Here is a 22,042-nt window from a genome sequence, read left to right as displayed (position 1 = left end):
AGGTGTTGTGTCCTTACCGGTTCGAGTCCAGCCAGGCGAACGCCGCCGCGGTCAAGGCGGTGACGCCGCAGTCGATCGTGGGTTCGGCGAGCGGCGCGAAGAACGGCGAGTGATTCATCGGGATATCTTGTTCGACGGTGCCGTTCTGTTCTGCGGCAGCGAATTTCGCGGGATCGGCGCCGCCGAAGAACCAGAAGGACAGGGGCACACCGGCAGCCTCGGCAAGGATGCCGACATCCTCGCTCGCGGGGAAGGCGGCTATATCCAGGACCCGTTCCACCCCGAGTGCGGCAGAGAGCGCACCGCGCGTCTTCTCCAGCGCGACCGGATCATTGGCGGTCACCGGCAGCCGCATCTGTAGCTCGATGGTCGGCGGACGGTCCGCGCCCGAGGCCTCGGCCTCCGCGCACACTATGCGCCGCACCGCCTCGACCACCCGGTCGCGCACCTCCGCGGAGTAGGTGCGCACACTGACCCCGAGCACGGCCTCATCGGCGATGATGTTCTCCTTGACACCCGCGTGCAGACTGCCGATCGTCACGACGGCCTGATCCGCGGCGGCGACCTCACGCGAGACGATGGTCTGCAGACGCAGTACGGTGGCGGCGGCCATCACGATCGGATCGACGGTCGTCTCGGGCCGTGAGCCATGTCCGCCGCGGCCGTGCAGGGTGATCCGCAGGCTGTCATTGGCGGCGAGGAAGGCCCCCGAACGGGTCGCCACGGTACCCACCGGGATAGGCAGAACATGCTGCGCCAGTACGATTTCCGGCTTCCCGAAGCGTTCGAACAAACCGTCCTCGACCATGGCCCGCGCGCCGCGCCCGACCTCCTCGGCGGGCTGGAATACGGCCACAACGGTGCCCGACCATCGTGCGCGGGCCTCCATCAGCGCATCGAGCGTGCCGAGCAGACATGCGGTATGCATATCGTGGCCGCAGGCATGCATCACCGGTTCACCGCTCGCCGGATCGACAGCGGTCGACGCGTAGGAGAGTCCGGTCTGCTCACGCACCGGCAGCGCGTCCATATCCGCGCGGAGCAGCACCACCGGACCGGCCCCATTCACCAGTCGCGCAACCACACCCGTCCCGCCGACGCCCTCGGTCACCTCGAATCCGAGCGCCCGCGCGCGCCGAGCGACGATCCCCGCGGTGCGATGTTCGGCGAAGGATAGTTCGGGGTGTGCGTGCAGATCCCGGTACAGCTCCACAAGATCCGCGTTGATGCTTGCGACTCGACTGTTGATCCACGACACGGCACCAATCACGACAAATCCCTCCCGGTAGAAGAGAACTACACGCGTTGCAGCTTCGGCACCGATCAGAGGCAGCCACAGGGCGACCGTACAAACATACTGTTCTGCCGCTTCTCCCGTGGCCCGATACGCCCATACCTCTCGGCGCACAGGGGAAGTCGGCGATCTCAGTGCGCGCCGGGGCGAGCGATCATGAGGATGACCACGGCCGCCCAGAGCAGGTTGTAGATGCCGGAGGTCATGGACAGCGTGCGCAAACGTTGCCCGTCGTCGGGACGGTTGAGAGCTTCGCGCTGAAGCGGATGAATGAAGGCCGCCAGCAGCCCACCCGCCGCGAAGGTGAGTCCCATGGAGATGGTGATCCAGATTTCGCCCATCCGGCCCTGGAGTGCCGCGAGCGCGATGCCCACGATCGGGACGGTGAGCGCCAGCACCGCATAGGTGCCGGTGATGCGATGAAATGCCTTGGCGACAGCGATATTCCGCTCGGGTGCGGGAACTGCCGCGGTCTCCGCCAATGGCGCGTAGCGCGGGAACAGGCTTGCGGCGACAGCGGATCCGCCCACGAAAATAATGGCGACCAGTACGTGTATCGACAGCAGGACCTTCTGCATGACAATCCTCCAACCTTCAGTCCGGCTGAAGCATAGCGTCAGGCTTCAGCCTCATTGAAGGTTGTGGGAAAGGTCACCGCGGATGCGGAAAGCGAGGATCAGGAGACGTTTCGGGCGGCGAACGCGGACAGGACGGCGACACCGACCCGGCGCTGAAACGGATCGGCGGCCGGACCGAACAGCCGCTCATCCACCTCCGCGACGACCTCCTGCGCGGAGCTCAGCAACCGCTTCCCCTTCGCCGTCAACTCGATGATCGAGGCCGAACCCGCCCGCGCCGTGCGATCGCGCACCAGCCCCGCGGCCACCATCGCCTTCACCGCGGTGTGCACGCTCTGCACACTGATCGCACCCATCCGGGCCAGATCACTGAACGACGCACCGGGCACGCTCGCGATATGACCGAGCAGCGCCAGCCGGGAAACGGTGAGCTGCAGCGGCGTCAGGGCCGCACCGAGCTCGGCTTCGACACGATGCGCCAGGGTCAGCACGATGATCGACACGCTCGCGGGCGGCGGTTCGGGGTGATCGCTTTCGGTGGTCACCGACCCATCCTCTCGCACCGCCGGTCCCGGTTCGCACCGCGACAGCGCCTGAACGCCGATCGCCCCGCCGACCGGATCGATGCGGTCGGCGGGGCGGGTCGGCTCATCGGCTAGGCGATCGGGGTGAAGTCCCGACTGCCGATGTAGGTGGGGCGGGGATTCCTTGCCGCATAAGGGGCTTCGAGGGTGTTCTCGACACTGTTGAACACGATGAAGAGATTCGACCGCGGGAAGGGCGTGATGTTGTTCGAGGAGCCGTGCATGATGTTCGAGTCGAACAGCAGCGCCGAACCCGCGCCGCCGGTGAACTGGGCAATGCCGTGCCTCCCCGCGAGCTCGGTGATATCGCTTTCGGAGGGAATGCCGATCTCCTGCTCTCGCAGGGAATTTCGGTAGTGCGCATCCGGCGTTTCACCTTGACAGGGCACAAAGGTGCGGTGGGATCCGGGCATCAGCATCAGACTGCCGTTGAACGGGAAATTGTCGGTCAGGGCGATGGAGAGGCTGACTGCCCGAGGGGCGGGCATACCGTCCTCGGCGTGCCAGGTCTCGAAATCCGAGTGCCAGTAGAAACCGGTCCCACGTAGTCCCGGCAGAAAGTTGATACGGCTCTGATGAATATAGACCTCGGAACCGAGGATTTGGCGCGCCAACCCGGCGATTCGATTCTCGCGCACCAGATTCGCGACCACCGTGCTGAGCTTGTGCACCTCGAACACGGACCGGACGCGATTGGACTCCTTCTCGATGATGACGCGCTCGTCGAGCAGGAACTCCGGGTCGCGGGTCAGGTGGTCGAGCTCGGCGGCCACGACAGCCACCTCCTCGCGATCCAGCAGCGAATCCAGAATCGCGAATCCATCGGTCTCGAAATTGGCGAGCGCCGGTACGCCGACCTCACCCCATACGGACGGATCTGCCCGTTCCAGATGCGGTGCGGGTCCGGTGGTACGGGTGGGGTAGCGATCGATCAGGGTGTGGGTCGGCGACGACATTCCTTGCGAATTCCCATCATTGACTAGTCTGCGGAGACGGTGACGAGCGGGTAGACCCCGTGCTCGTCATGCACTTCCTGTCCGGTGACCGGCGGATTGAACACACACAGCATGCGCATGCGGGTATCGGTGCGCAGGCGATGCTTCTCATGCCCGTTCAGCAGATACATCGACCCCGGGCCCAGTTCGTAGGTGACGCCATTGTCGAGATCCTCGAGCGTGCCCGTGCCCTCGACCAGCCACACCGCCTCCACATGGTTGAGGTAGTGGAATTCGTGCTCGGTTCCGGCCTCGATGGTGGTCTCGTGGAAGGAGAAGCCCACGCCGTCGCCGCCGAGCACGATGCGTTTGCTACGCCAACCCGCCTCCGCCACATCGCGATCGGTGCCGGTGATCTCCGCGGTGGTGCGCACGATCATTTCAGTGCTCCTTCACAGACCGTGGCCACCGATTCGGCGAGGATGCCGAGGCCGTGTTCGAGTTCGGGATCGGTAATCGTCAGTGGCGGAAGTAGCTTCACCACCTCGTCGGAAGCACCGGAGGTCTCGGCGAGCAGTCCGCGCTCGAAGGCGACCTGGCAAACCTTGCCCGCCTGCGAGGGCTCATCGAAGACCAAGCCGTGCACCAGACCTCGTCCACGGGTGGAGAGACCTTCGTATGCCGAGCTCAGCTCGCTCAGGTTGCGGTGCACCAGTTCACCTTTGGCCATTGTCGCCGCGCTCAGCAGCGTATCGGACCAGTAGTGCTCGAGCGCCGCCTGCGCGGTCACGAAGGACGGATTGTTGCCTCGGAAGGTGCCATTGTGCTCACCCGGTGCCCACTGGTCGAGCTCGGGCTTCATGAGCACCAGCGCCATCGGAAGCCCGTATCCGCCAATTGATTTCGACAACGTGACAATATCGGGAGTGATGTCGGCGGCCTCGAACGAGAAGAACGGCCCGGTGCGTCCGCAACCCATCTGCACATCGTCCACGATCAGCAGAATTTCACGCGCGGAGCACAATTGGGCCAAGCCGCGCAGCCATTCGGGGCGTGCGATATTGACCCCGCCCTCCCCTTGCACGGTCTCGACGATCACCGCGGCGGGCTTGTCCACGCCCGAGGAGGCATCATCGAGGATGGCCTCCATCCAGGCGAACGGATCCGCAGCCGCGTCCGGTAGGTAGCCGTCATAGGGCATGGGTGTGGCATGCAACAGCGGCACACCGGCGCCGGCCCGCTTGGCGGCATTACCGGTGACCGCGAGCGCACCGAGGGTCATCCCGTGAAAGGCGTTGGTGAAGTTCAGGATCGCGGTCCGGCCGGTCACCTTGCGGGCCAGCTTCAGGGCCGCCTCGACCGCGTTCGCGCCGGTGGGTCCGGGGAACTGCACCTTGTAATCCAGATCGCGTGGCGCCAGGATCGTGCTCTGAATCGTCTGCAGCAGTCGACGCTTGGCAACGGTCGACATATCGAGACCGTGCGTAATACCGTCGGCCATAATGTAATCCACCAGGGCCTGCTTGAGCACGGGATTGTTGTGGCCGTAATTCAGCGCACCAGCACCCGCGAAGAAGTCGAGATAATCGCGCCCCTCCTCATCGCGCAGCCAGGCGCCGGAGGCCGTATCGAATACCGTCGGCCACGACCGGCAATAGCCGCGCACATTCGATTCGAGTTCGTCGAAGATAGTCATATCGAGGGTAGTCATCATCCAACCTCCTGGTCGGGTGCTATACGGAACAGATGCTCGGGCTCATGGCCGTCCGGAAAATGGCCGGGACCGAACAGTGGGCGACGGGTCAGCGGGGCACCATGGCGCCGGGCGAGGGCACCGAACATCGCGATGGAGGCGGCGTTGTCCGGTGAAACAGTGGTCTCGAGTGCGGAAACCCCATGCTCGGCGAGGCCGTCGAAGAGGAAGTCGAGCATGGCCACGCCCAGGCCCTTACCGCGGTGCGCGTGCTCTACCGCGACCTGCCAGACGAAGAAGGTGTCCGGCTGTTGTGGGCGCAGGTAGCCGATGACGAATCCGCCCACCTCGCCGTCGATTTCGACGACCACCGAAGTGGCCGCGAAATCCCGGCACCACAGCAGGTAGGCATAACTCGAATTGGTGTCGAGAACTCCCGAATTCGCGGCGATACGCCACAACCGCGCTCCATCGTCAAGATCCGGAGTGCGCAGGATCACTGTGTCCCCGCCACGAATCAGTCGGACCGGCGACAGAACCGGTGGTAGCCCCGGAGCGATTTGTCGAACTAGTGCGTCGAATTTCGTGAATTGGGTCTGCATGACCCTTTCCAGGTTGGCGAATGAAGTTTGAGGTCCTCTTTTCACTACATTACGATCACGTGACGATCCTGTGTCAGACGGCGGCACTGGGCAACCGGATGGTGAATCGCGCACCGCCGCCTGGGCGCGCGGTACAATCCACCCGGCCACGGTGGGCCGCAACGGTTTCCGCGACGAGCGCCAGGCCGATTCCGGTGCCGCTGGCCACACGGCGGGCATTGCGTACAGTCGCGAAGCGTTCGAAGATCCGTTCTCGCTCCGCCACAGGCACTCCGGAGCCCGCGTCGTCGACGGTGATAACCACCTCCGGACCCGCGCGAACGACCGAGACCGCCACAACTCCGCAGCCGTGCCGCTTCGCATTGTCGAGCAGATTACCGATCGCGCGCTCGAGCTCGAGTTTACGGCCGGTGATCATCACATTACCGGTCACCCGCAACAGCTCCGGCGGATACGAGCGTTCGGCCAGCATATGAGTGAGGAGCTCTGCGGCCGAGAGCAATTCGGTGTCACCGCGGTGCACACCGGCCTCGACCCGGGCCAGTTCGAGCATATCGTCCAGAATGTGCCGCAGATGTTCGAGCTCGGCGCTCACGAATTCGAGTGCACGGCGGGATCTTTCGGGCAGTTCATTCGAATGCCGGTTCAGTACACCGACACTGGTGATGAGTGTGGTCAGCGGGGTGCGGAGTTCATGACTGACATCTCCGACCAGGCGACGTTCCCGCTCCACCCGGCGTTGCAGCGAATCGACCATGGTGTTGAACTCGTCCACGGTGGTGGACAGCCGCCGCCGGGTGAACCAAACACCCACCGCCACACCGGATATGGCCGCGATGACCGCGACCACCAGCGTCAGCATCAGCGCTGGGTGTCGAGCCGGTAGCCGAGTCCTCGCACCGTGACCACGATCCGTGGATCGGAGGGATCCTGCTCTATCTTGGTACGCAGGCGCCGCACATGGACATCGACTATGCGCTCGTCACCGAAGAACCCCCGGTCCCAAATGCGTTCCAGCAGTGCGGTGCGGCTCAATACCCGCCCAGGACTCGCGGCCAACTCGCACAGCACCCGGAATTCGGTAATGGTCAAATGCAGCTCCTCCTCGCCACGGCGAACAGTGCCGCCGTCGGGGGAAAGCACCAGCGGCGCCTGCGGATCCGCGTCCAGGACCAACTCCTCCGGCGATTCGGGCTGCGGATCGTCCTGGGCGTTCGCCAGACGCGCACGGCGGCGCAGCGCCCGCATCCGCGCGGTGATCTCCTTGATCTCGAACGGTTTGGTGACGAAATCATCCGCGCCCGCTTCCAGCGCGGCGACCACATCGTGGGTGTCGTCACGGGCGCTCACCACAATGATCGGTACATCATGGTCGCGGCGGACCTCCCGAATACAGGTGAATCCGTCCATCTCGCCGAGCATGAGATCGACGATCATCACATCGGGTACGCCGTGATCGCGCAGATGCTCCAGGGCCGTCTCGGCCTCCTCGGCCTCGGCGACGTCATAGCCCTCGTCCTCCATGGCGAGCCGCAGAGCGCCGCGAACCCGGTCGTCGTCCTCCACGATCATCAGGCTCGCACCCATACACATCCCTCACCTGCACACGAGCGCGGCGGACCGCGCTCTCCCGATCGTGCGCCCGTGCGGGCACACACGAACAACCCGAGTACCCGGCCGCAGCGGGCTCAAACAGACGAGACCGCGATCACACCTGATCGGCCCTGGGTGGGGTCAGCCGCAGACTCCGCACCAATCGCGCGCCCCGGCGGGCACTGGCGACGCTCGCCTCCACCACCGCGCGAGTCACGAAGTGGCCCAGCGCCGTCGCGACGAAGACCGCGGCAATCAGGATCGGAGCCCACTCCCATGTCAATGCCAGCACCATGCGCTCGAGGGTGCCCTTGGGCTGCACCACCGGTTCCCAGCTGTTGAGCCGGACCCAGCGACCCAGGAAAACGCCTATGGCACAGAGGAAGTGGATGGCCAAAATGATCGGGGTACGCCACGCCCCGAATCCGGACCGCTCCAGGAACCCACGTAGCTCGGCGAGAACCAGGTAGTAGGCGACGAAACCGGAGATGATGAACACGCCGTACACCGGCAGCACCGTGCTCACCACCGGACCGTTGCCGATCGCCCTGATGTCATCGCGCAGATGCACCAGATCGGTCACCACATAGGGTGCGTTGGGCAGGAACAACAGCAGCAGCACCACCCCCGCCCACCACACCGGCGAGACCGGCAACCGCTTGCCTGTCTGCGGGTCGGAGCGGAACACCAGCAGCGCCAGCGCCACCGGTATCCATGCCAAGACGGTGTTCCACGTCATCCAGAACAGATCGCGGTGCAATACCCCCGAGAGGCTCGGCGTAACCGCGTTTACCAAGTCCATGCATTCATAATGCACGCGGACAGCACAAGTCGCCCGGGCGTCGCTGAAAGCGAGACCCGGGCGATTGTTTACGTATCAGCTAGGAGAACTTGATCTCGAGGCCGATACCGAGGATCGAGATCAACCAGATCACGCCGAGGAAGATGGTGATGCGGTCGAGATTCTTCTCGACGACCGTGGAACCCGACAGACTGGACTGCACACCACCACCGAACAGGCTCGACAGACCTCCGCCCTTGGCGCGGTGCAACAGCACCAGCAGCACCAGCAGCACGCTGGTGATGATCAGAAGGATGTCGAGGAACATGCGCATAGCTCGCATTGTATGCGGTCGTCAGCGGCACGATCGCATACACCCTGGTCGGTGCGGCAGCTGCTCGGCAAGATCATCGGGGCGGGGTGCGGCGCTGCTCGGCGCGGTGGGCCAGGGCGGCGACTATGCGCTGCCAGGCGGGTGAGGTCTCGGCGATCCGGGACATGACCAGCTTCAGGTAGCCGGGTTGGCCGCCGCCGCGTTCGTGTGCGATCTCCCAGGTGCCCAGATCGTCGATGAGGCGGTCCAGGCGGGGATCGTCCGGCTCCCAGTTCAGCGCCTGATCGCAGGCCAGGTAGACGCGGGTGGATTCGGGGTCGTCGAAGTGGGCGTTCTTCTCCCGGACCCGCTGCGCGACGGCCTGCGGGTCCAGCGCTCGCATCAGGATCCAGGAGTCGCGCTCGGTGCGGACGCGCTGTTCGCTGATGCCGAGGTCGCGCATTCGATTCAGGAGGGTGACCACCTCGGGTGGCAGGACCAGGCTTTCGCCGCTCGCCAGTTCGGCGATGCGGCGGCGGCTTTCGGCGAGCAGATCGATCTTGCGTTGCAACTCCGCGTCGAGATCGGTGATGGCGGAGGCGAATTCGTTCGGCTGGGCGTGCAGGAGGATGTCGATGCGGGCCAGCGGGACACCGGCGTCGGCCAGGGTCCGGATTCTGATGAGATCCACCGCCGCCTGGGCGCTGTACCTGCGGTATCCGGAGGCATCGCGTTCGGGCTCGGGGAGCAGGCCGACGTGGTGGTAGTGGCGAACGGTGCGCACGGTGACGCCCGCGGCGGCCGCGAGTTGCCCGATGGTGAGCACCGTTCCCCTCTCCTGGTCGATGCCGCCGAGTCTAGGTGCGGGCCACACGGCCGAGGACATCGCGGATCGCCCGGACCACCGCATCCGGGCGATCGAAGCAGAGGCGGTGGTGGAAGGTGTCGGTGAGAATGCGCTGTTCCCCGTGCGAGACCGAGTTCACCAGCGCCGCATCCATTCTCGTTCGGCCGTCATGCATCGCCCGCTGTATCGTCTCCGGCACGGCGGGATCAGCACCCACCACGGATAACGCGATCAGCGGAACATCGGGGATATTCGGGCCGGACTTCAATTCGGTGGCGACCTCGACCAGTCCCCCGCGCTCGGCGAACCCGACCCGAATCCATTCGTCACTCTCCTTCGCCTCGGTCAGCGCCATCCGCACCTGCTCCGGATAGTCGGCCGAAAGCTCCGCGTTCATCTCACGCAACGCCATGCGCATCTGCTCGAACTCTTCGGGGCCGGTGGACATCAGCTCGGCCGCGGCCAGACTCGCGGCGGCGGGCATGAATTCGTCCCAGTCTCGATTCAGGCCGTCCAGCCATACCAGGCCCGCGACATCGTGCGGATACAGCTGCGTGAACCGATGCGCGTAGAGCGCGCCGAGCGAGTGCGCCACGAGAACATAGGGGCCACCGATGTTCTCGGCCCGCAGCAACTCCCGCAGCTCCGTGGCGACCGCCTCGGCACCGCGCGGCAACGGCACCGAATCGCTGTACCCCGTACCTGCCCGGTCATACACCACAGCGGTGGCGAACCGCGAAACCGCTTCCTGCACAGCGTAATAGTCGAGGCCCACCGCACTCGCACCCGGCAGGAACAACACGGCCGGTCGCCCACTCCCCACTCGGCGCACGAAGATCCGCCGCCCCTCGATCAGTTGAAATCCGCCCACCGGCGGAGCGAACCGTCCCGTAGAAATGCTGTCATTCGTCATACCGCAACCCTCCAACCCTGACGCACGGTCAAGGTCAACCCCGTGACGTCAGGTACGCCACCAGGGATGGGTCGGAGCCGGTGGGGTGACGGCTACGAGGTGCAGGGTGCGGCCTTCGCCGATGGCGAACTGAGCGACCTTGTCCTCGGCGGCACTTCGGGAGCAGCAGTTGCATGGTCGAGTTCATGGTGGACATGGCGATCATCCAGCCGAAACCGCCGACAACGAGTAGGGCCAGGACGATCGGCATATTGGGAACCAGCGCCGCACCGATGGTGGCGGCACCGAAGGCCAGCGCGGCTACGGCCGGCATGTGCGTGGGTGAGAGATAGCGGCGCACTCGGCTCAACCGGGTCGCGCCGAAGACCGCGCCCGCGCGGCGGCGGGAATTCGATTGCGCGGCACCAGATCCGGTTGTACGGCCTGCCAGGCGGGGGCGGTCAGCCGGTCTGTCGCCATGCCGGTCAGCGCGCACCCACCCGTTCGGCCGGGCTCAAGCCTCCGGAGCGGGCGGCACGCGCTCGGCGTACACGGCGAGCATGTCCTCGATCAGCGTCAGGACGGCGGCGTCCACATCGGGTCGCGGATAGACGCCGCGGACCACGGCCTCACCCGAGAACAGGTGCAGCACCAGGAAGAAGATCGGTTCACGGACCTCGGCCGGATACACGTCGAGCAGTCCGGTGCGATCCAGGGTTGCCACGATTTCGCCGTAGTAGGTCTGCGCGATCGGTTCGATGCGCTGGCGCAGTTCGGCATCCGAGCGCGCGGCCAGGAAGATCTCGCGCAGCGCGTGCGAGAGGTTGGAGGATTGCGCCGCGCGCAGGAATCGCAGGGCGGTGTCCAGTGCATTGTCCTGCGCCCCAAGGTGTTCCATGGTCGACCGATAGGCGTCGAGCTGGCGGCCGAACCCCTCCTCGGTGGTACGCACGATCAGATCCAGGCGGGTGTCGAACTGCCGGAACATGGCCCCTGCCGAGAGTCCGGCGCGCCCGCAGATCTCCTGCACTGTCGAGCGTTGATAGCCGACCTCTCCGATCGCCGCGATGGTGGCGTCGACCAGCTTGGTCACCGTGGCGGTCCGGCGCTCCTGTTGAGTGCGGCGCGGACGCGAAACTTCAGTCACATCGCACCATCCTGCCGTGTACCGGGGGTGAAACGGACCAGCGCCCCCGAGTGACCGTTGACACACTCCACACCCGCACCCTAGGGTCGGCATAACAACTTAGAAACCAAGCGCTCTCTATCTTTGGAAGCGAGCGCTCGGGCGGTGTGGAGGAGTTCGAAATGACAGCGGGGACCCGGGCGACGATCGCCCAAGCCTGCCTGGCCGTGGCCGCCGGATTGACCGTGAGCCTGTGGCCGATCGCACCGAATACCGCTGCGGCGGAGCCGGTTACCGTCGACCCGGCACTCCCCTTCCCGCTGCCACCGGCTCCGCCGTACCTGGATCCCGGTTTCTACCAACCGGATTCGGCGAAGGTGGCGGCAGCACAGCCCGGCGAGATCCTGGCCGCGCGACAGGTGAATCTCGCCAACTTCTGGCTGCTTCCGTTGAATGTGAACGCCTGGCAGCTGTCCTACCGCAGCACCAACACCCGGGGCGAGGCGATCGCCGCCGTCGCCACCGTCATAGTCCCGCACCGCGCCGCGCCCAGCGGTGAGCGCGGCCTGCTCTCCTTCCAGTTCGCCGAGGATTCGCTGTCGCAGAACTGCGCACCCTCCTACACCCTGCAGATGGGATCACTGCCCAATCCGCTGAACCCGGTTATCGGTGCGGAGTTCATCGAGGTCCAGGCCATGCTGCAACGCGGACACGCCGTGGTCATCCCCGACCACCAGGGGCCGAACGCCGCCTACGCGGTCGGCCCGCTCGGCGGTCGTATCACCCTCGACGGCATTCGCGCGGCGGAGAACTTCGAGCCCGCCGCGCTATCCGGCGCAGCCACCCGCGTCACGATGTGGGGGTATTCGGGCGGGGCCATCCCCACCGCGCACGCCGCGGAACTCGCCCCCGAGTACGCCCCCGAACTGAATATCGTCGGCTCCGCCACGGGCGGTCTGATGGCCGATATCCGCATGGCCGTCGACTACAACAATGGCACCTCCACCTTCGGCGGCGCGGTGCTCGGCGGCCTGTTCGGCGTCGCCCGCGAGTATCCGGCGGTCAACCAGTTCATCGAGCAGCATATGAACCCGCTCGGCAAAGCCGTCCGCCTGGTGCATGAAAACCAATGCGTGGCACTGCAATTCGCGGGCTTCCCATTCATCAACATCAAGGGCCTATTCGACTATCCGGGCGATCCCATGCGCTCGCCCGAAATGCAGCCCGTCCTGGACGAACTCAGCCTCGGGCACCGCGGCACCCCGACCGCCCCCGTCTACCTCTACGAGGCCCCGCTCGACGAGGTGATGCCGATCAACGCGGTCAACAACCTCTACGACACCTATTGCCAGGACCCGAACGCCAGCGTCGCCTACACCCGGGACCTGCTCTCCGAACACGGCGTCGCCGCCGTCTCCGGCACGGCCAGCGCCGTCCTCTGGCTCGACGCCCGGCTCAATGGCGTTGCCGCCCAACCGGGTTGCCATCAGCGCGACGTCCCGACCGAATTCCTGGACCCGGGCGCGATCGCGGCCTTCGTACAGGCGATCGGCGGCACCCTCGCGTCCGCACTCGGCATGCCGGTGTGAGGTCCGTACGATCGGCTACATGTCAGCAACTCGCAGGTGGTGTGTGCTGCTCGCCGTGACGGTGGGCGCGGTGGCCGGATGCACGAATTCGCAGCAGGCCAGTGATCAACCGACCGAGACGCCGATGGGGCGATCGTTCGTATCGACCGAGGTGAAGGGGACCGCGATTCCCGGTGGCGGGCCATTGACGCTGCAATTCCGGGACGGGCGGGTGACCGCGAACGCGGGCTGTAATACCGCGACCGGGCCGGTCACCCTGGACGGCGGGATTCTGAAGGTCGGCGAGCTGGCGACCACCATGATGGGTTGCCCGGGCGAGAACGCGGGAGCCGATGATTGGGCGCTCGGGGTGCTGCGGTCCGCTCCGACCTGGAAACTCAGCGGATCCGATCTGACCATCACCGGTAATGGCAACACCGTGACCATGGTGGATCGCAAGGTCGCCAATCCGGATAAGCCGCTCGTCGGCACAGCCTGGATCGTGGACTCGCTGGTGCGCAATGACGCGGTCGAGCGCTCGCGGACCCTGGACGAGGTGCGCCCGACGCTGACCATCGCACCGGATGGATCGGTCTCGGGCAGCGCGGGCTGCAACACCATGACCGGGCGCGCGGAGATCAGCGGCTCGGAGATCAGCTTCCAGATCGCCACCACCAGGATGATGTGCGATCCGCAGGTCATGGACGTGGAGCGGGCGGTATTGCAGGCCCTGGACGGAAAGGCCACGGCCACAGTCGATGCCGATACACTGAACCTGCGGAACACGGGCAATGGAACCGGCCTGAAGCTGCACGCGCAGTAGCGGATCGAATCGAAAATCGTTGTCGCCGGGCGGTATCCGAGCGGTACCGTCCGGCGCTATGCATACCGAATACCTCAATGTGGTGGATGTCGAAGCCACCTGCTGGCGCGGGCCGAATCCGCCCGGCCAACCCATGGAGATCATCGAGATCGGGCTCTGTGTCCTGGATACCCGGACCCGGGAACGCGTCGCCGAACACAGCATTCTGGTGCGCCCGGAGCGCTCCACGGTCAGCAAGTTCTGTACCGAACTGACCACCCTCACCCCGGAGATGGTGGCCACCGGCATCACCTTCGCGCAGGCGTGCGAACTGCTGCGCACCGACTTCCACGCCGATTCCCGCCCGTGGGCCAGCTGGGGCGCGTACGACCGCCGACAATTCGAACGCCAGTGCGCCGCAACCGAAGTCCCCTACCCCTTCGGTTCGAAGCACACCAATGCCAAACTCGCCTTCTCGGCCTCGCGCGGCACCGAACACCGCTTCGGCATGGCGGGTGCGCTGAAGGCGGCCGAACTCCCCCTCGAGGGCACCCATCATCGCGGCGGCGATGACGCCTGGAATATCGCGGCCTTGATCATCGAGATGATGCGACGCGACAGCTGGCCCGAATAGCTCGCACGCCGCCCGCTTCCGCGCCACAATCGACTGAGTGCCGCGACCAGCCGATCCGACTGGAGTTGCGCCGGACCTGCGCTTTTCGCATCTAGTCTGATAGCCCGGCGTACGCGACATATGGGACATACGGGAGAGGGTGGGTCGCATCAACGAGCGGGAGTCCGAACTCGATGGGTGGTTTCGGGCGGAAGTCGCCGCCACGAGACCGGGAGCGGCTCGGCCACAACAGGAATCGCTCACGCCGGGCAGTCGGCTGACCGGGACGCAGGGGCTCGAACTCTTCGAGGCGCAGGCCACCTCGCGACATCTGGACCTGGCGGCGCGACAGCTCGCGCGCGATGGGCGCGGGTACTACAGCATCGGATCCTCGGGGCACGAGGGGAATGCGGCGGTGGCCGCGGCGCTGCGAGTCGACGATCCGGCGCTGCTGCACTATCGATCCGGGGCGTTCTTCGTGCAGCGGGCGCGACAGGTGGCGGGGCTCGATCCGATCAGGGATGTGCTGCTGGGGGTGGTGGCCGCGGTCGCCGATCCGATCTCCGGTGGGCGGCACAAGGTTTTCGGCAGCAAGGCCGCCCATGTCATTCCGCAGACCTCCACCATCGCCTCACATCTGCCGCGCGCGGTGGGTCTGGCCTTCGCGCTGGAGCGGGCCGCACAGCTGCACGTCGCCTGCGAATGGCCCTCGGATGCGGTGGTGGTGTGCAGCTTCGGCGATGCCTCGGCCAACCACTCGACCGCGACGGGAGCGATCAACACCGCCGTGCATACCGCACAGCTGGGCGTACCCATGCCGCTGCTGTTCGTGTGCGAGGACAATGGCATCGGGATCAGCGTGCCGACCCCGCGCGGATGGATCGATCAGGCGTACGGCTCCCGGCCCGGACTGCGATGGTTCGACGCCGATGGATCCGACCTCACGGAGGCTTTCGCCACCGCACAAGACGCCGCGAATTGGGTTCGCGCGCACCGCAAACCGGCCTTCCTGCGATTGCGTACCGTGCGACTGCTCGGGCATGCCGGATCCGACGTAGAGACCGCGTATCGTCGCCCCGCGGAATTGGCGACCGAGCTGCGCGGCGATCCGGTGACTCGGACCGCTCGGTTGCTCATTACCGCGGGCTTCGCCACACCCGGCGAAATCCTGCGCCGCTACAGCGATATCGGCGCACGCGTCACCGCCACGGCCGAAAGTGTCCGGGGCGAGGCGCAACTCACCTCCGCGAGCGCGGTCATGGCTCCGATCGCGCCGTCGCGGCCGACCGTGGTGCGCACCGACGCCCTGCGCACCAGCGGCTCCGCCACCGCGATCTCCACCGGATCGGGCGCCGTCAGCTCCACCGGCGCGGCCGCGGGGATCTCCACCGGTGCGGTTGCCACCAGCGCCACCAGCTCGGTCACCGTCGGCTCCACAGGATCGGTCACGGTCGGGCACACCGGGTCGGCCACGGTCGGCTCCACCGGCGCGGGCGCGGGCGGCCGCACCGGCTCGGTCACCCTCGGGTCCACCGGCGCGAGCGCGGGCCGCCTCACCGGCTCGGGCGCGGTCGGCTCTGCCAGCTCGGTAGTCACCGGCTCCGCGCGGTCGGTCGCGTCGGCATCCGGCAGCACCCGCGCGACCTCATCGAAGTACTCCGCCACGGGTCGAGCGGCTCCCGGCGCGAATTCGACGAGCGCCGACGCCGGAACTCCGATGACGTTGGCACAGGCCGTCAATCACACGCTGGGGCAGTTGCTGAGCCGCGATTCGGATGTACTGGTGTTCGGCGAGGATGTCGGACGCAAGGGCGGGGTCTACGGCGTCACCAAGGGTTTGCAACAGACCTTCGGCGTGCGACGGGTATTCGACACGCTCCTGGATGAACAGAGCATCCTCGGCACGGCACTGGGCTCCGCGCTCGCCGGTTTCGTCCCGATTCCGGAGATCCAGTACCTGGCGTACGTACACAATGCCGAGGATCAACTGCGTGGTGAGGCGGCGACGCTGTCCTTCTTCTCCAACGGGCAGTACCGCAATCCGCTGGTGGTGCGGATCGCCGGATTCGCCTATCAGAAGGGTTTCGGCGGCCACTTCCACAATGACAATTCCGTTGCGGCACTGCGGGATATCCCCGGACTGGTGATCGCCTCGCCGTCACGCGCCGATGATGCCGCCGCCATGCTTCGCACGTGCGTTTCGGCCGCGAGGGTGGATGGCCGGGTATGCGTCTATCTGGAGCCGATCGCGCTCTATCACACGCGCGATCTGCACCGGCCCGGTGACGGCGGCTGGCTCGCGCCCGCGGACGCGGTCCGTCATGTCGAGATCGGGCAGGCCCGGGTGCACGGCACCGGAACACATTTGACGATCGTCAGCTTCGCCAACGGCGTGCCGATGAGCCTGCGGGTGGCGCGGCGGTTGGCCGAACGCGGCGTGCACGCGCGGGTGCTGGATCTGCGCTGGCTCGCACCGCTGCCGATCGATGACCTTCTCGACAACGCGCGGGCGACCGGCCGAGTGCTCATCGCCGATGAAACCCGCCGCAGCGGAGGCGTTTCCGAGGCGATCTGCACCGCACTGCTGGATGCCGGATTCGACGGGCGCATTGCCCGCGTCACCAGTGCGGACAGTTTCGTCCCACTCGGTCCGGCCGCGAATTCCGTTCTGCTGGACGAGGATCGGATCGAGGCGGCGGCGGATAAACTCCTCGCCGCGCTCTGATTTTCCCTCGATTGAGGTGTGGCGACGAGCGGAGCAGGCCCGATGAGGGGTGGTCCCCCGTCCGCTCGTCGCCGACGCCGGTCCGGTCGGCGCCCCTGTGCCGATGAGGGGGCGGCACAAGCTTGTATCTACTATCTCCGTACGTAGATAGTATTACCGGACGAGAGTCGCCCGGCGCAATAGCCCGGGCGCGAAAGTAAGGGTTCCCTCAGGTTTCCTACGTACACTCGGGCCGGTCAACGGGAGGAGTTCGATGCGGGCGGCTGGACGGCAGAGAGCCCGATGAGCATTTCCGCATGTCTGGCGCTCTACGGATTCGCGGTCGCCGTACTCGCACCACGCCTGCTGCGCCGGGTGGGACATGAGGGCGCGACACCCCGGGTGGCGCTCGCGGCGTGGCTCGCATCGATGGCTTCGACAGTGCTCGCCTGGGCGGTCGCGCTCATCATTCTGATCCTGGATCTCGCCACCCACCGCGTGTCGACCGTTCCACAGCGTTTCATGGACAGCTGCCTGCTGCACCTGCACGATGCGGCGATCGGCCGCTACGGCATGCCGGTACAGGCGGGGCTCTTGATGCTCTCGGGCTTGTCCGCGCTGGCGGCCGGATTCGTGGCGGCCCGACTCGTCCAGACGCTGCTGCGGGCGCGGCGCACCACGCACGAGCATGCGCAGATGGCCCGTTTGGCCGGGCGACATCACGCTCGACTGGACGCGGTCATCCTCGATGTCGACCAGCCCGCCGCGTATTGCGTTGCGGGCAAACCACATACGGTCGTCATCAGTCGCGGTGTGATACGCGCGCTCACCGACGATCATCTCGAAGCCGTGCTCAGTCATGAACGCGCACATCTGGCGGGCAGGCATCATCTGGTGCTCGCCCTCACCCGCGGATTGGCCACCGTCATGCCGCGGATCGACCTGTTCACGGTCGGCGCGGCCGAGGTGGCCCGGCTGCTGGAGATGATCGCCGATGATGCCGCGGCCCGAATTCACGGCCGCGGCACCGTACTTCAGGCGCTGCTCACCCTCTCCGGCATCGCCCAGGGTCCCGTCGGCGCCCTCGGTGCCGCAGAGGTCGGGCTGGCGGCGCGGGTCGAACGCCTCTCCGCGCCCGCCGCACCCGCGCTGCGCCTGCGCGCCAGATTGGCGCTCATCACCGCCGCGGCCTCGGCGGCGCTGATTCCGCTGGCGTCGGTGGTCGCGGCGGCAATCGGTCTGGTGGTCTGCACTCCGATCGAGTGACCGCCCGGTCCTGCGAGTACAGCGCCGCGGTCGCCAGCACCCCGATCAGGATGAGACCGATCCACACCGCTCGATCCGCACCGGCCGCGCGGGCCGCACCCACCACCGCGCCGGTAACCAGATTGCCGACGAGGATGCCGACACCGACCACCGTGTTGTAGAAGCCGTAATGGGTTGCTACCAGCCGATTCTCCGATAGCGAGACGACGGTGTCCATTTCGAACGGGAATACCGCGGCCGCGCCGACCGCCAGCAGCGCCGCCGCGATGAGCAGGGCCACGACGGCGGCGACCAGGGCGCGCGGTTGCCGGGCCGCGCCGGGCGCGGAGACCACCTGTTCCTCGACCATCGCGGCGAGCTTGCCGATCGTGATCTTGTCCATGACTGTCGCTTTCGGTATCGAGCCGCCGACCGGCGGCAGGACGAGTGCGGGCAGCGGACACCGGCCGATGGCGTACCCACATCGGCCTGGCGCTGACCGATCAGCGTCGGGCGATACACAAGCGCGTCAACAGTATTCGGCCGCTGACGGTGGGGAGCGGACACGATGGCGGACCGCGTCCGGAGTGCGTGCCGACTGTCGGCCCGGAGTCGAGCACGGCATGCGCGAGAGCGCTCAGCGACAGCGACGGTGCGTGGATACCCTCCGGCGCGACCGCGAGCAGGCCCTCGGGACAGTGCCGATGATGCGGGGAGCAATCGACGAATTCACGTGCCGCACGGCGGGATTCGATGTCTGTCGCTGCCGGTTCTTCGACAGCGGGATGGCGCGAGCCGTCCGCATTCGCGATCCCCGAACCGGGTTCACCCCGCAGCGAGCTGCCGGCCACGGCGTGATCGTGCCCGTCCGCGTGCGACAGGGTGCAGTCGGCGAGCATCCCGAACAGCAGTAGTACGGCGCTCAGCAGTCCGATCAGCATGACCGGTGGCCACCGCCGCACCTGCTCCATGCCACCTCCCCCGCCGAATCCGATTGACCGGACGCCGTTTTCGCCGAATCATGCCAGCAGTGGCGACATGATTGACATCGTGCCGAAACAATCTACTATCTCCGTACGTACTTAGTTGAAACCGGATACGCGAGTCGATGCACAGCAGATGAATTCGAAGCGAAACGATGGGGGACGAAATTATGAGCGCTTGCCCCGGGTGAGTTTGCGCAGGGCAGCGCGCAGGCCCTCGGATTCCTCGGCGCTCATCTGCTCGACGAAGTGCGCGAGCACCAGATCGGATCGGCCGCCGCTGCCCAGGGCCTCGCGCATGAGGCGGGCGCTGTACTCCTCGCGGCTCAGCGTCGGCCAGTAGGCGTACGCCTTGCCGACGCGTTCACGCTCGAGCCAGCCCTTGCGATGCAGGTTGTCCATGGTGGACATGACGGTGGTGTAGGCGATATCGCGTTCGCCGGCCAGGCCGTCGAACACCTCTCGGACGGTGGTTTTCTCGGCGCGGTCCCAGATCCGTTCGATCACGACCGCTTCCAATTCGCCGAAGCCTCGCGCACCCATGGGTCTCATCTCCTCATCCGGTCCGCAGCGTATGCCCTCACATACGTTCTACGTACGTAGACAGTAGTATGGTGCACCCGGCGTGCGCCTATCGCAACCGCAGCCGAGATCGGGTGCCGCCCGGTCAGTCGGCGATGCGATGCCCGGCCGCACGCAGCACCGTTGACGCCTCCTCCAGGCGATGATCCGGGACCAGCACCAAATCGGCGTGATAGGTCGAGGCCACGAAAACCGGAATAGCCGCATCGGCGAGCGGTCCCACCAGCGCCGCCAGCATGCCCGGCTGATCCAGGCCGTGCGCACTGTCGCCGTAGATCCCCTTCCAGCGCTCACCCTCCGCCCAGCCCGGAGCCTCACGAACCGCGGTGAGCCCCTCCGGCGCTCGCACCAGCGCGATCCAGTCGTCATCCTCCGGGAACGTCGAGTTCGGCAGATGCTCCACCACGAACTGTGACGGGACGATGCGCAAACGCTGGCGGGCGGTCATGTAGGCATCGTAGAGGCGGGCACCGACCGATCCCGTCCGAGCCGGGTTCGGAGTTCAGCGCGCGAGTCCGGTGCGATGGGCGTAGGCGATGGCCTGGCCCCGATCGCGGACGCCGAGTTTGCCGAACAGCGAGTTGATATGGCTCTTGACAGTGCTCACACCGATGAAGAGTTCGCGGGCGATCTCGGAGTTGTTGCGGCCCTGGGCCATCAGGCGCAGCACATCGAGTTCGCGATCGGTGAGATCGGCGGCGGGTGCGACCGGGGCGTCCAGACCGGCGACCAGGCGCGCGCCGACATCCGCGGCGAGGGTGGTGTGACCGCTGGCGACCGAGCGAATGGCGGCGGCGATCTCGGCGCGACCGGCGTCCTTGGTGAGATATCCGCGAGCACCGGCGCGCAGGGCACCGGCGATGGAGGCGTCATCGGCGTAGGTGGTGAGCACCAGGACGGCCGTCTCCGGATGCGTGGCGGTGATTGTGGCGGTCGCTGCCACACCGTCGATACCGGGCATGCGCAGGTCCATGAGGACGACTCCGGGCGAGAGGCGGCGTACCAACTCGACCGCCTCCGCGCCGTCGCGGGCCTCGCCCACCACCTCGACATCCGGGAGCAGCGAGAGCACCGTGGTGAGGCCGTCCCGCACCGTGGTCTGATCATCGGCGACCACCACCGTGATCACCTGCGCGGCACTCGAATTCGCACCATCCATCGGCCATCCTCCTTCCCCGCCGTCACCGTGCCACCGACCGCCGCGATCCGTTCCCGCATACCGAGCAGGCCCGCCCCCGCCCCGGACCGCGCCAGCGAACCCATATGCGCCACGACATGATTCGATATCGTGATCTCGATATCGGCCGCCCCGTCGTGCCGGATGAGCGTCACCGGCTGTCCGGGAGCGTGTTTGCGCGCATTGGTCAGCGCCTCCTGCACCGCGCGCGCCAGCGCCACCGCCACCTGTTCGCTCACCGGATGCTCGACGGCCCGACCGCCCGTCACGGTCGGCGCGGCCCGCACTTCAGGGTTCATCTCGAGCGAATGGGCCTCGGTACTCAGGTCCACCGCCCCACCAGCGGCCCGATGCTCCGCGGTGAGCCGGTGCAGTTCGGCGGCGAGATCGAACTCCTCCGAACGGAGGGTGCCGACCACCCGCCGGGCGTCGGCCAGGCCCGAAACCGCCAGGGCGTGTGAGGCTTTCACCCGTTCGGCGGCCTTGTCGACCGCACCGGCCTCCAGCAGCGCATCGGCGGCGTCCAGTTGCAGCACCAGGCCGCCCAGGGTGTGGGCGAGCACATCATGGATATCGCGGGCGATGCGGCCGCGTTCGGCCAGCGCGGCGGCGCGGTCCCGTTCGACGCGAATCACTCGGCTCTGTTCGAGCAGGAGCCGATTCTGCTCGGCGGCTACGCGGGTCTGCCTGCGGTTCCAGCCCATCAGAGCGACCAGGCCCGCCGAGGTGACGATACCCAGAAAACCGGTCGGGGCGGATCCGGCCAGCACACCGGACAGACACATAGCCACCGCGGTCACGCCCGCCACCGTGAGCCCGAACCAGACCGGATCACTCAGCACCGCGATGGCGAAGACGATCACCACCAGCGCCGTCATCATCGATCCGGTGAGCTGCATCGCGGTGAAACCGCCGCCGATCGCCATGGCGCACAGGAAGATTCGCTCCGATCGAGCGGCGGCCGGAGCCACCACCCAGCCCGCCCAGCCGATCCAGGACACCAGCGCGGCGATCAACACCCACGGCTGGTGGATTTCCGGCGCGTGCCAGGAGGTCACGATCACCACGACCAGCCCGCCCAGGCGGAACAACCTGGTCAGGCCGGTCGGGGGCGTACCTATCAGCATCCG

General features: G+C 66.5%; 25 protein-coding genes and 1 pseudogene. 5 read left to right on the top strand and 21 right to left on the bottom strand.

Going from position 1 to position 22,042, the window contains the following annotated elements:
* Positions 1-13: 13 nt before the first annotated feature.
* The 15 genes from OHB26_RS26515 to OHB26_RS26445 form a co-directional block, all read right to left on the bottom strand.
* Positions 14-1,267: an amidohydrolase gene (locus tag OHB26_RS26515; protein ID WP_442943043.1), complete on the bottom strand. Its 1,254-nt coding sequence runs from the start codon at positions 1,265-1,267 to the stop codon at positions 14-16.
* A gap of 158 nt (positions 1,268-1,425) precedes the next feature.
* Positions 1,426-1,872 (bottom strand): hypothetical protein, encoded by a 447-nt coding sequence (locus OHB26_RS26510; RefSeq protein WP_330179959.1) that lies wholly within the window; start codon positions 1,870-1,872, stop codon positions 1,426-1,428.
* 98 nt (positions 1,873-1,970) lie between these two features.
* Complete coding sequence (locus tag OHB26_RS26505) at positions 1,971-2,417, bottom strand: MarR family winged helix-turn-helix transcriptional regulator (protein WP_330179958.1); 447 nt, start codon at positions 2,415-2,417, stop codon at positions 1,971-1,973.
* 110 nt (positions 2,418-2,527) lie between these two features.
* Positions 2,528-3,412, bottom strand: coding sequence for an ectoine hydroxylase (gene thpD / locus OHB26_RS26500; protein WP_330179957.1), 885 nt, complete (start codon positions 3,410-3,412; stop codon positions 2,528-2,530).
* 23 nt (positions 3,413-3,435) lie between these two features.
* Positions 3,436-3,831, bottom strand: coding sequence for an ectoine synthase (locus tag OHB26_RS26495; protein ID WP_330179956.1), 396 nt, complete (start codon positions 3,829-3,831; stop codon positions 3,436-3,438).
* Positions 3,828-5,102 (bottom strand): diaminobutyrate--2-oxoglutarate transaminase, encoded by a 1,275-nt coding sequence (gene ectB, locus OHB26_RS26490; protein ID WP_330185795.1) that lies wholly within the window; start codon positions 5,100-5,102, stop codon positions 3,828-3,830. The genes OHB26_RS26495 and ectB overlap by 4 nt, the downstream gene beginning before the upstream one ends.
* Positions 5,102-5,686, bottom strand: coding sequence for a diaminobutyrate acetyltransferase (ectA, locus tag OHB26_RS26485; RefSeq protein WP_442942720.1), 585 nt, complete (start codon positions 5,684-5,686; stop codon positions 5,102-5,104). Before ectA ends, ectB begins: the two co-directional genes overlap by 1 nt.
* A 73-nt stretch (positions 5,687-5,759) precedes the next feature.
* Positions 5,760-6,548, bottom strand: a complete 789-nt coding sequence (locus OHB26_RS26480) for a sensor histidine kinase (RefSeq protein ID WP_330179954.1) — start codon at positions 6,546-6,548, stop codon at positions 5,760-5,762.
* Complete coding sequence (locus tag OHB26_RS26475) at positions 6,548-7,273, bottom strand: response regulator transcription factor (protein ID WP_330179953.1); 726 nt, start codon at positions 7,271-7,273, stop codon at positions 6,548-6,550. The genes OHB26_RS26480 and OHB26_RS26475 overlap by 1 nt, the downstream gene beginning before the upstream one ends.
* A gap of 121 nt (positions 7,274-7,394) precedes the next feature.
* Positions 7,395-8,081 carry a DUF1361 domain-containing protein gene (locus tag OHB26_RS26470; RefSeq protein ID WP_330179952.1) on the bottom strand — a complete coding sequence of 229 codons (687 nt, stop codon included), beginning with the start codon at positions 8,079-8,081 and terminating at the stop codon, positions 7,395-7,397.
* 79 nt (positions 8,082-8,160) lie between these two features.
* Positions 8,161-8,394, bottom strand: coding sequence for a preprotein translocase subunit SecG (gene secG, locus OHB26_RS26465; RefSeq protein WP_067564549.1), 234 nt, complete (start codon positions 8,392-8,394; stop codon positions 8,161-8,163).
* A gap of 73 nt (positions 8,395-8,467) precedes the next feature.
* On the bottom strand, positions 8,468-9,199 hold the full coding sequence (locus tag OHB26_RS26460) for a MerR family transcriptional regulator (protein ID WP_330179951.1): 732 nt from the start codon (positions 9,197-9,199) through the stop codon (positions 8,468-8,470).
* A 31-nt stretch (positions 9,200-9,230) separates the two neighbouring features.
* The gene (locus OHB26_RS26455) at positions 9,231-10,133 is read right to left on the bottom strand and encodes an alpha/beta fold hydrolase (RefSeq protein WP_330179950.1); all 903 of its coding nucleotides are present in this window, start codon (positions 10,131-10,133) and stop codon (positions 9,231-9,233) included.
* Between the two features lie 34 nt (positions 10,134-10,167).
* Positions 10,168-10,473, bottom strand: coding sequence for an MFS transporter (locus tag OHB26_RS26450; protein WP_330179949.1), 306 nt, complete (start codon positions 10,471-10,473; stop codon positions 10,168-10,170).
* 153 nt (positions 10,474-10,626) lie between these two features.
* A complete protein-coding gene (locus OHB26_RS26445; protein ID WP_330179948.1) occupies positions 10,627-11,259 on the bottom strand; it encodes a TetR/AcrR family transcriptional regulator in 633 nt (210 codons plus the stop codon).
* 161 nt (positions 11,260-11,420) lie between these two features.
* Between OHB26_RS26445 and OHB26_RS26440 the strand changes: the two genes are divergently transcribed.
* The 5 genes from OHB26_RS26440 (at position 11,421) to OHB26_RS26420 (ending at position 18,191) form a co-directional block, all read left to right on the top strand.
* Positions 11,421-12,827: a lipase family protein gene (locus OHB26_RS26440; RefSeq protein WP_330179947.1), complete on the top strand. Its 1,407-nt coding sequence runs from the start codon at positions 11,421-11,423 to the stop codon at positions 12,825-12,827.
* A 19-nt stretch (positions 12,828-12,846) separates the two neighbouring features.
* Entirely contained in the window at positions 12,847-13,629 is a 783-nt protein-coding gene (locus OHB26_RS26435) for an META domain-containing protein (RefSeq protein ID WP_330179946.1), read from the top strand.
* A gap of 58 nt (positions 13,630-13,687) precedes the next feature.
* Positions 13,688-14,242 (top strand): 3'-5' exonuclease, encoded by a 555-nt coding sequence (locus OHB26_RS26430; RefSeq protein WP_330179945.1) that lies wholly within the window; start codon positions 13,688-13,690, stop codon positions 14,240-14,242.
* 139 nt (positions 14,243-14,381) lie between these two features.
* Complete coding sequence (locus OHB26_RS26425; protein ID WP_442942719.1) at positions 14,382-16,946, top strand: thiamine pyrophosphate-dependent enzyme; 2,565 nt, start codon at positions 14,382-14,384, stop codon at positions 16,944-16,946.
* A 282-nt stretch (positions 16,947-17,228) separates the two neighbouring features.
* The gene (locus OHB26_RS26420) at positions 17,229-18,191 is read left to right on the top strand and encodes a M56 family metallopeptidase (protein ID WP_330179944.1); all 963 of its coding nucleotides are present in this window, start codon (positions 17,229-17,231) and stop codon (positions 18,189-18,191) included.
* On the opposite strand, the pseudogene OHB26_RS26415 reads toward OHB26_RS26420, so the two are convergent.
* The 6 genes and pseudogenes from OHB26_RS26415 to OHB26_RS26390 form a co-directional block, all read right to left on the bottom strand.
* Positions 18,103-18,480: pseudogene (locus OHB26_RS26415) on the bottom strand (hypothetical protein); the annotation flags it as partial. The gene OHB26_RS26420 and the pseudogene OHB26_RS26415 sit on opposite strands and share 89 nt — an antisense overlap.
* A 193-nt stretch (positions 18,481-18,673) precedes the next feature.
* The gene (locus OHB26_RS26410) at positions 18,674-19,141 is read right to left on the bottom strand and encodes a hypothetical protein (protein ID WP_330179943.1); all 468 of its coding nucleotides are present in this window, start codon (positions 19,139-19,141) and stop codon (positions 18,674-18,676) included.
* Positions 19,142-19,321: 180 nt separating this feature from the next.
* On the bottom strand, positions 19,322-19,696 hold the full coding sequence (locus OHB26_RS26405; protein WP_330179942.1) for a BlaI/MecI/CopY family transcriptional regulator: 375 nt from the start codon (positions 19,694-19,696) through the stop codon (positions 19,322-19,324).
* A 124-nt stretch (positions 19,697-19,820) separates the two neighbouring features.
* Positions 19,821-20,183 carry an ACT domain-containing protein gene (locus OHB26_RS26400; RefSeq protein ID WP_330179941.1) on the bottom strand — a complete coding sequence of 121 codons (363 nt, stop codon included), beginning with the start codon at positions 20,181-20,183 and terminating at the stop codon, positions 19,821-19,823.
* A gap of 54 nt (positions 20,184-20,237) precedes the next feature.
* Complete coding sequence (locus tag OHB26_RS26395; RefSeq protein ID WP_330179940.1) at positions 20,238-20,894, bottom strand: response regulator transcription factor; 657 nt, start codon at positions 20,892-20,894, stop codon at positions 20,238-20,240.
* On the bottom strand, positions 20,861-22,039 hold the full coding sequence (locus OHB26_RS26390; protein WP_330179939.1) for a sensor histidine kinase: 1,179 nt from the start codon (positions 22,037-22,039) through the stop codon (positions 20,861-20,863). The genes OHB26_RS26395 and OHB26_RS26390 overlap by 34 nt, the downstream gene beginning before the upstream one ends.
* Between the last annotated feature and the right edge of the window lie 3 nt (positions 22,040-22,042).

It is taken from the genome of Nocardia sp. NBC_01503, assembly GCF_036327755.1.
In the GTDB taxonomy this organism is placed as follows: domain Bacteria; phylum Actinomycetota; class Actinomycetes; order Mycobacteriales; family Mycobacteriaceae; genus Nocardia.
The sequence above is the reverse complement of the archived record's forward strand: the minus strand, read 5'-3'. Positions and strand labels throughout refer to the sequence as shown.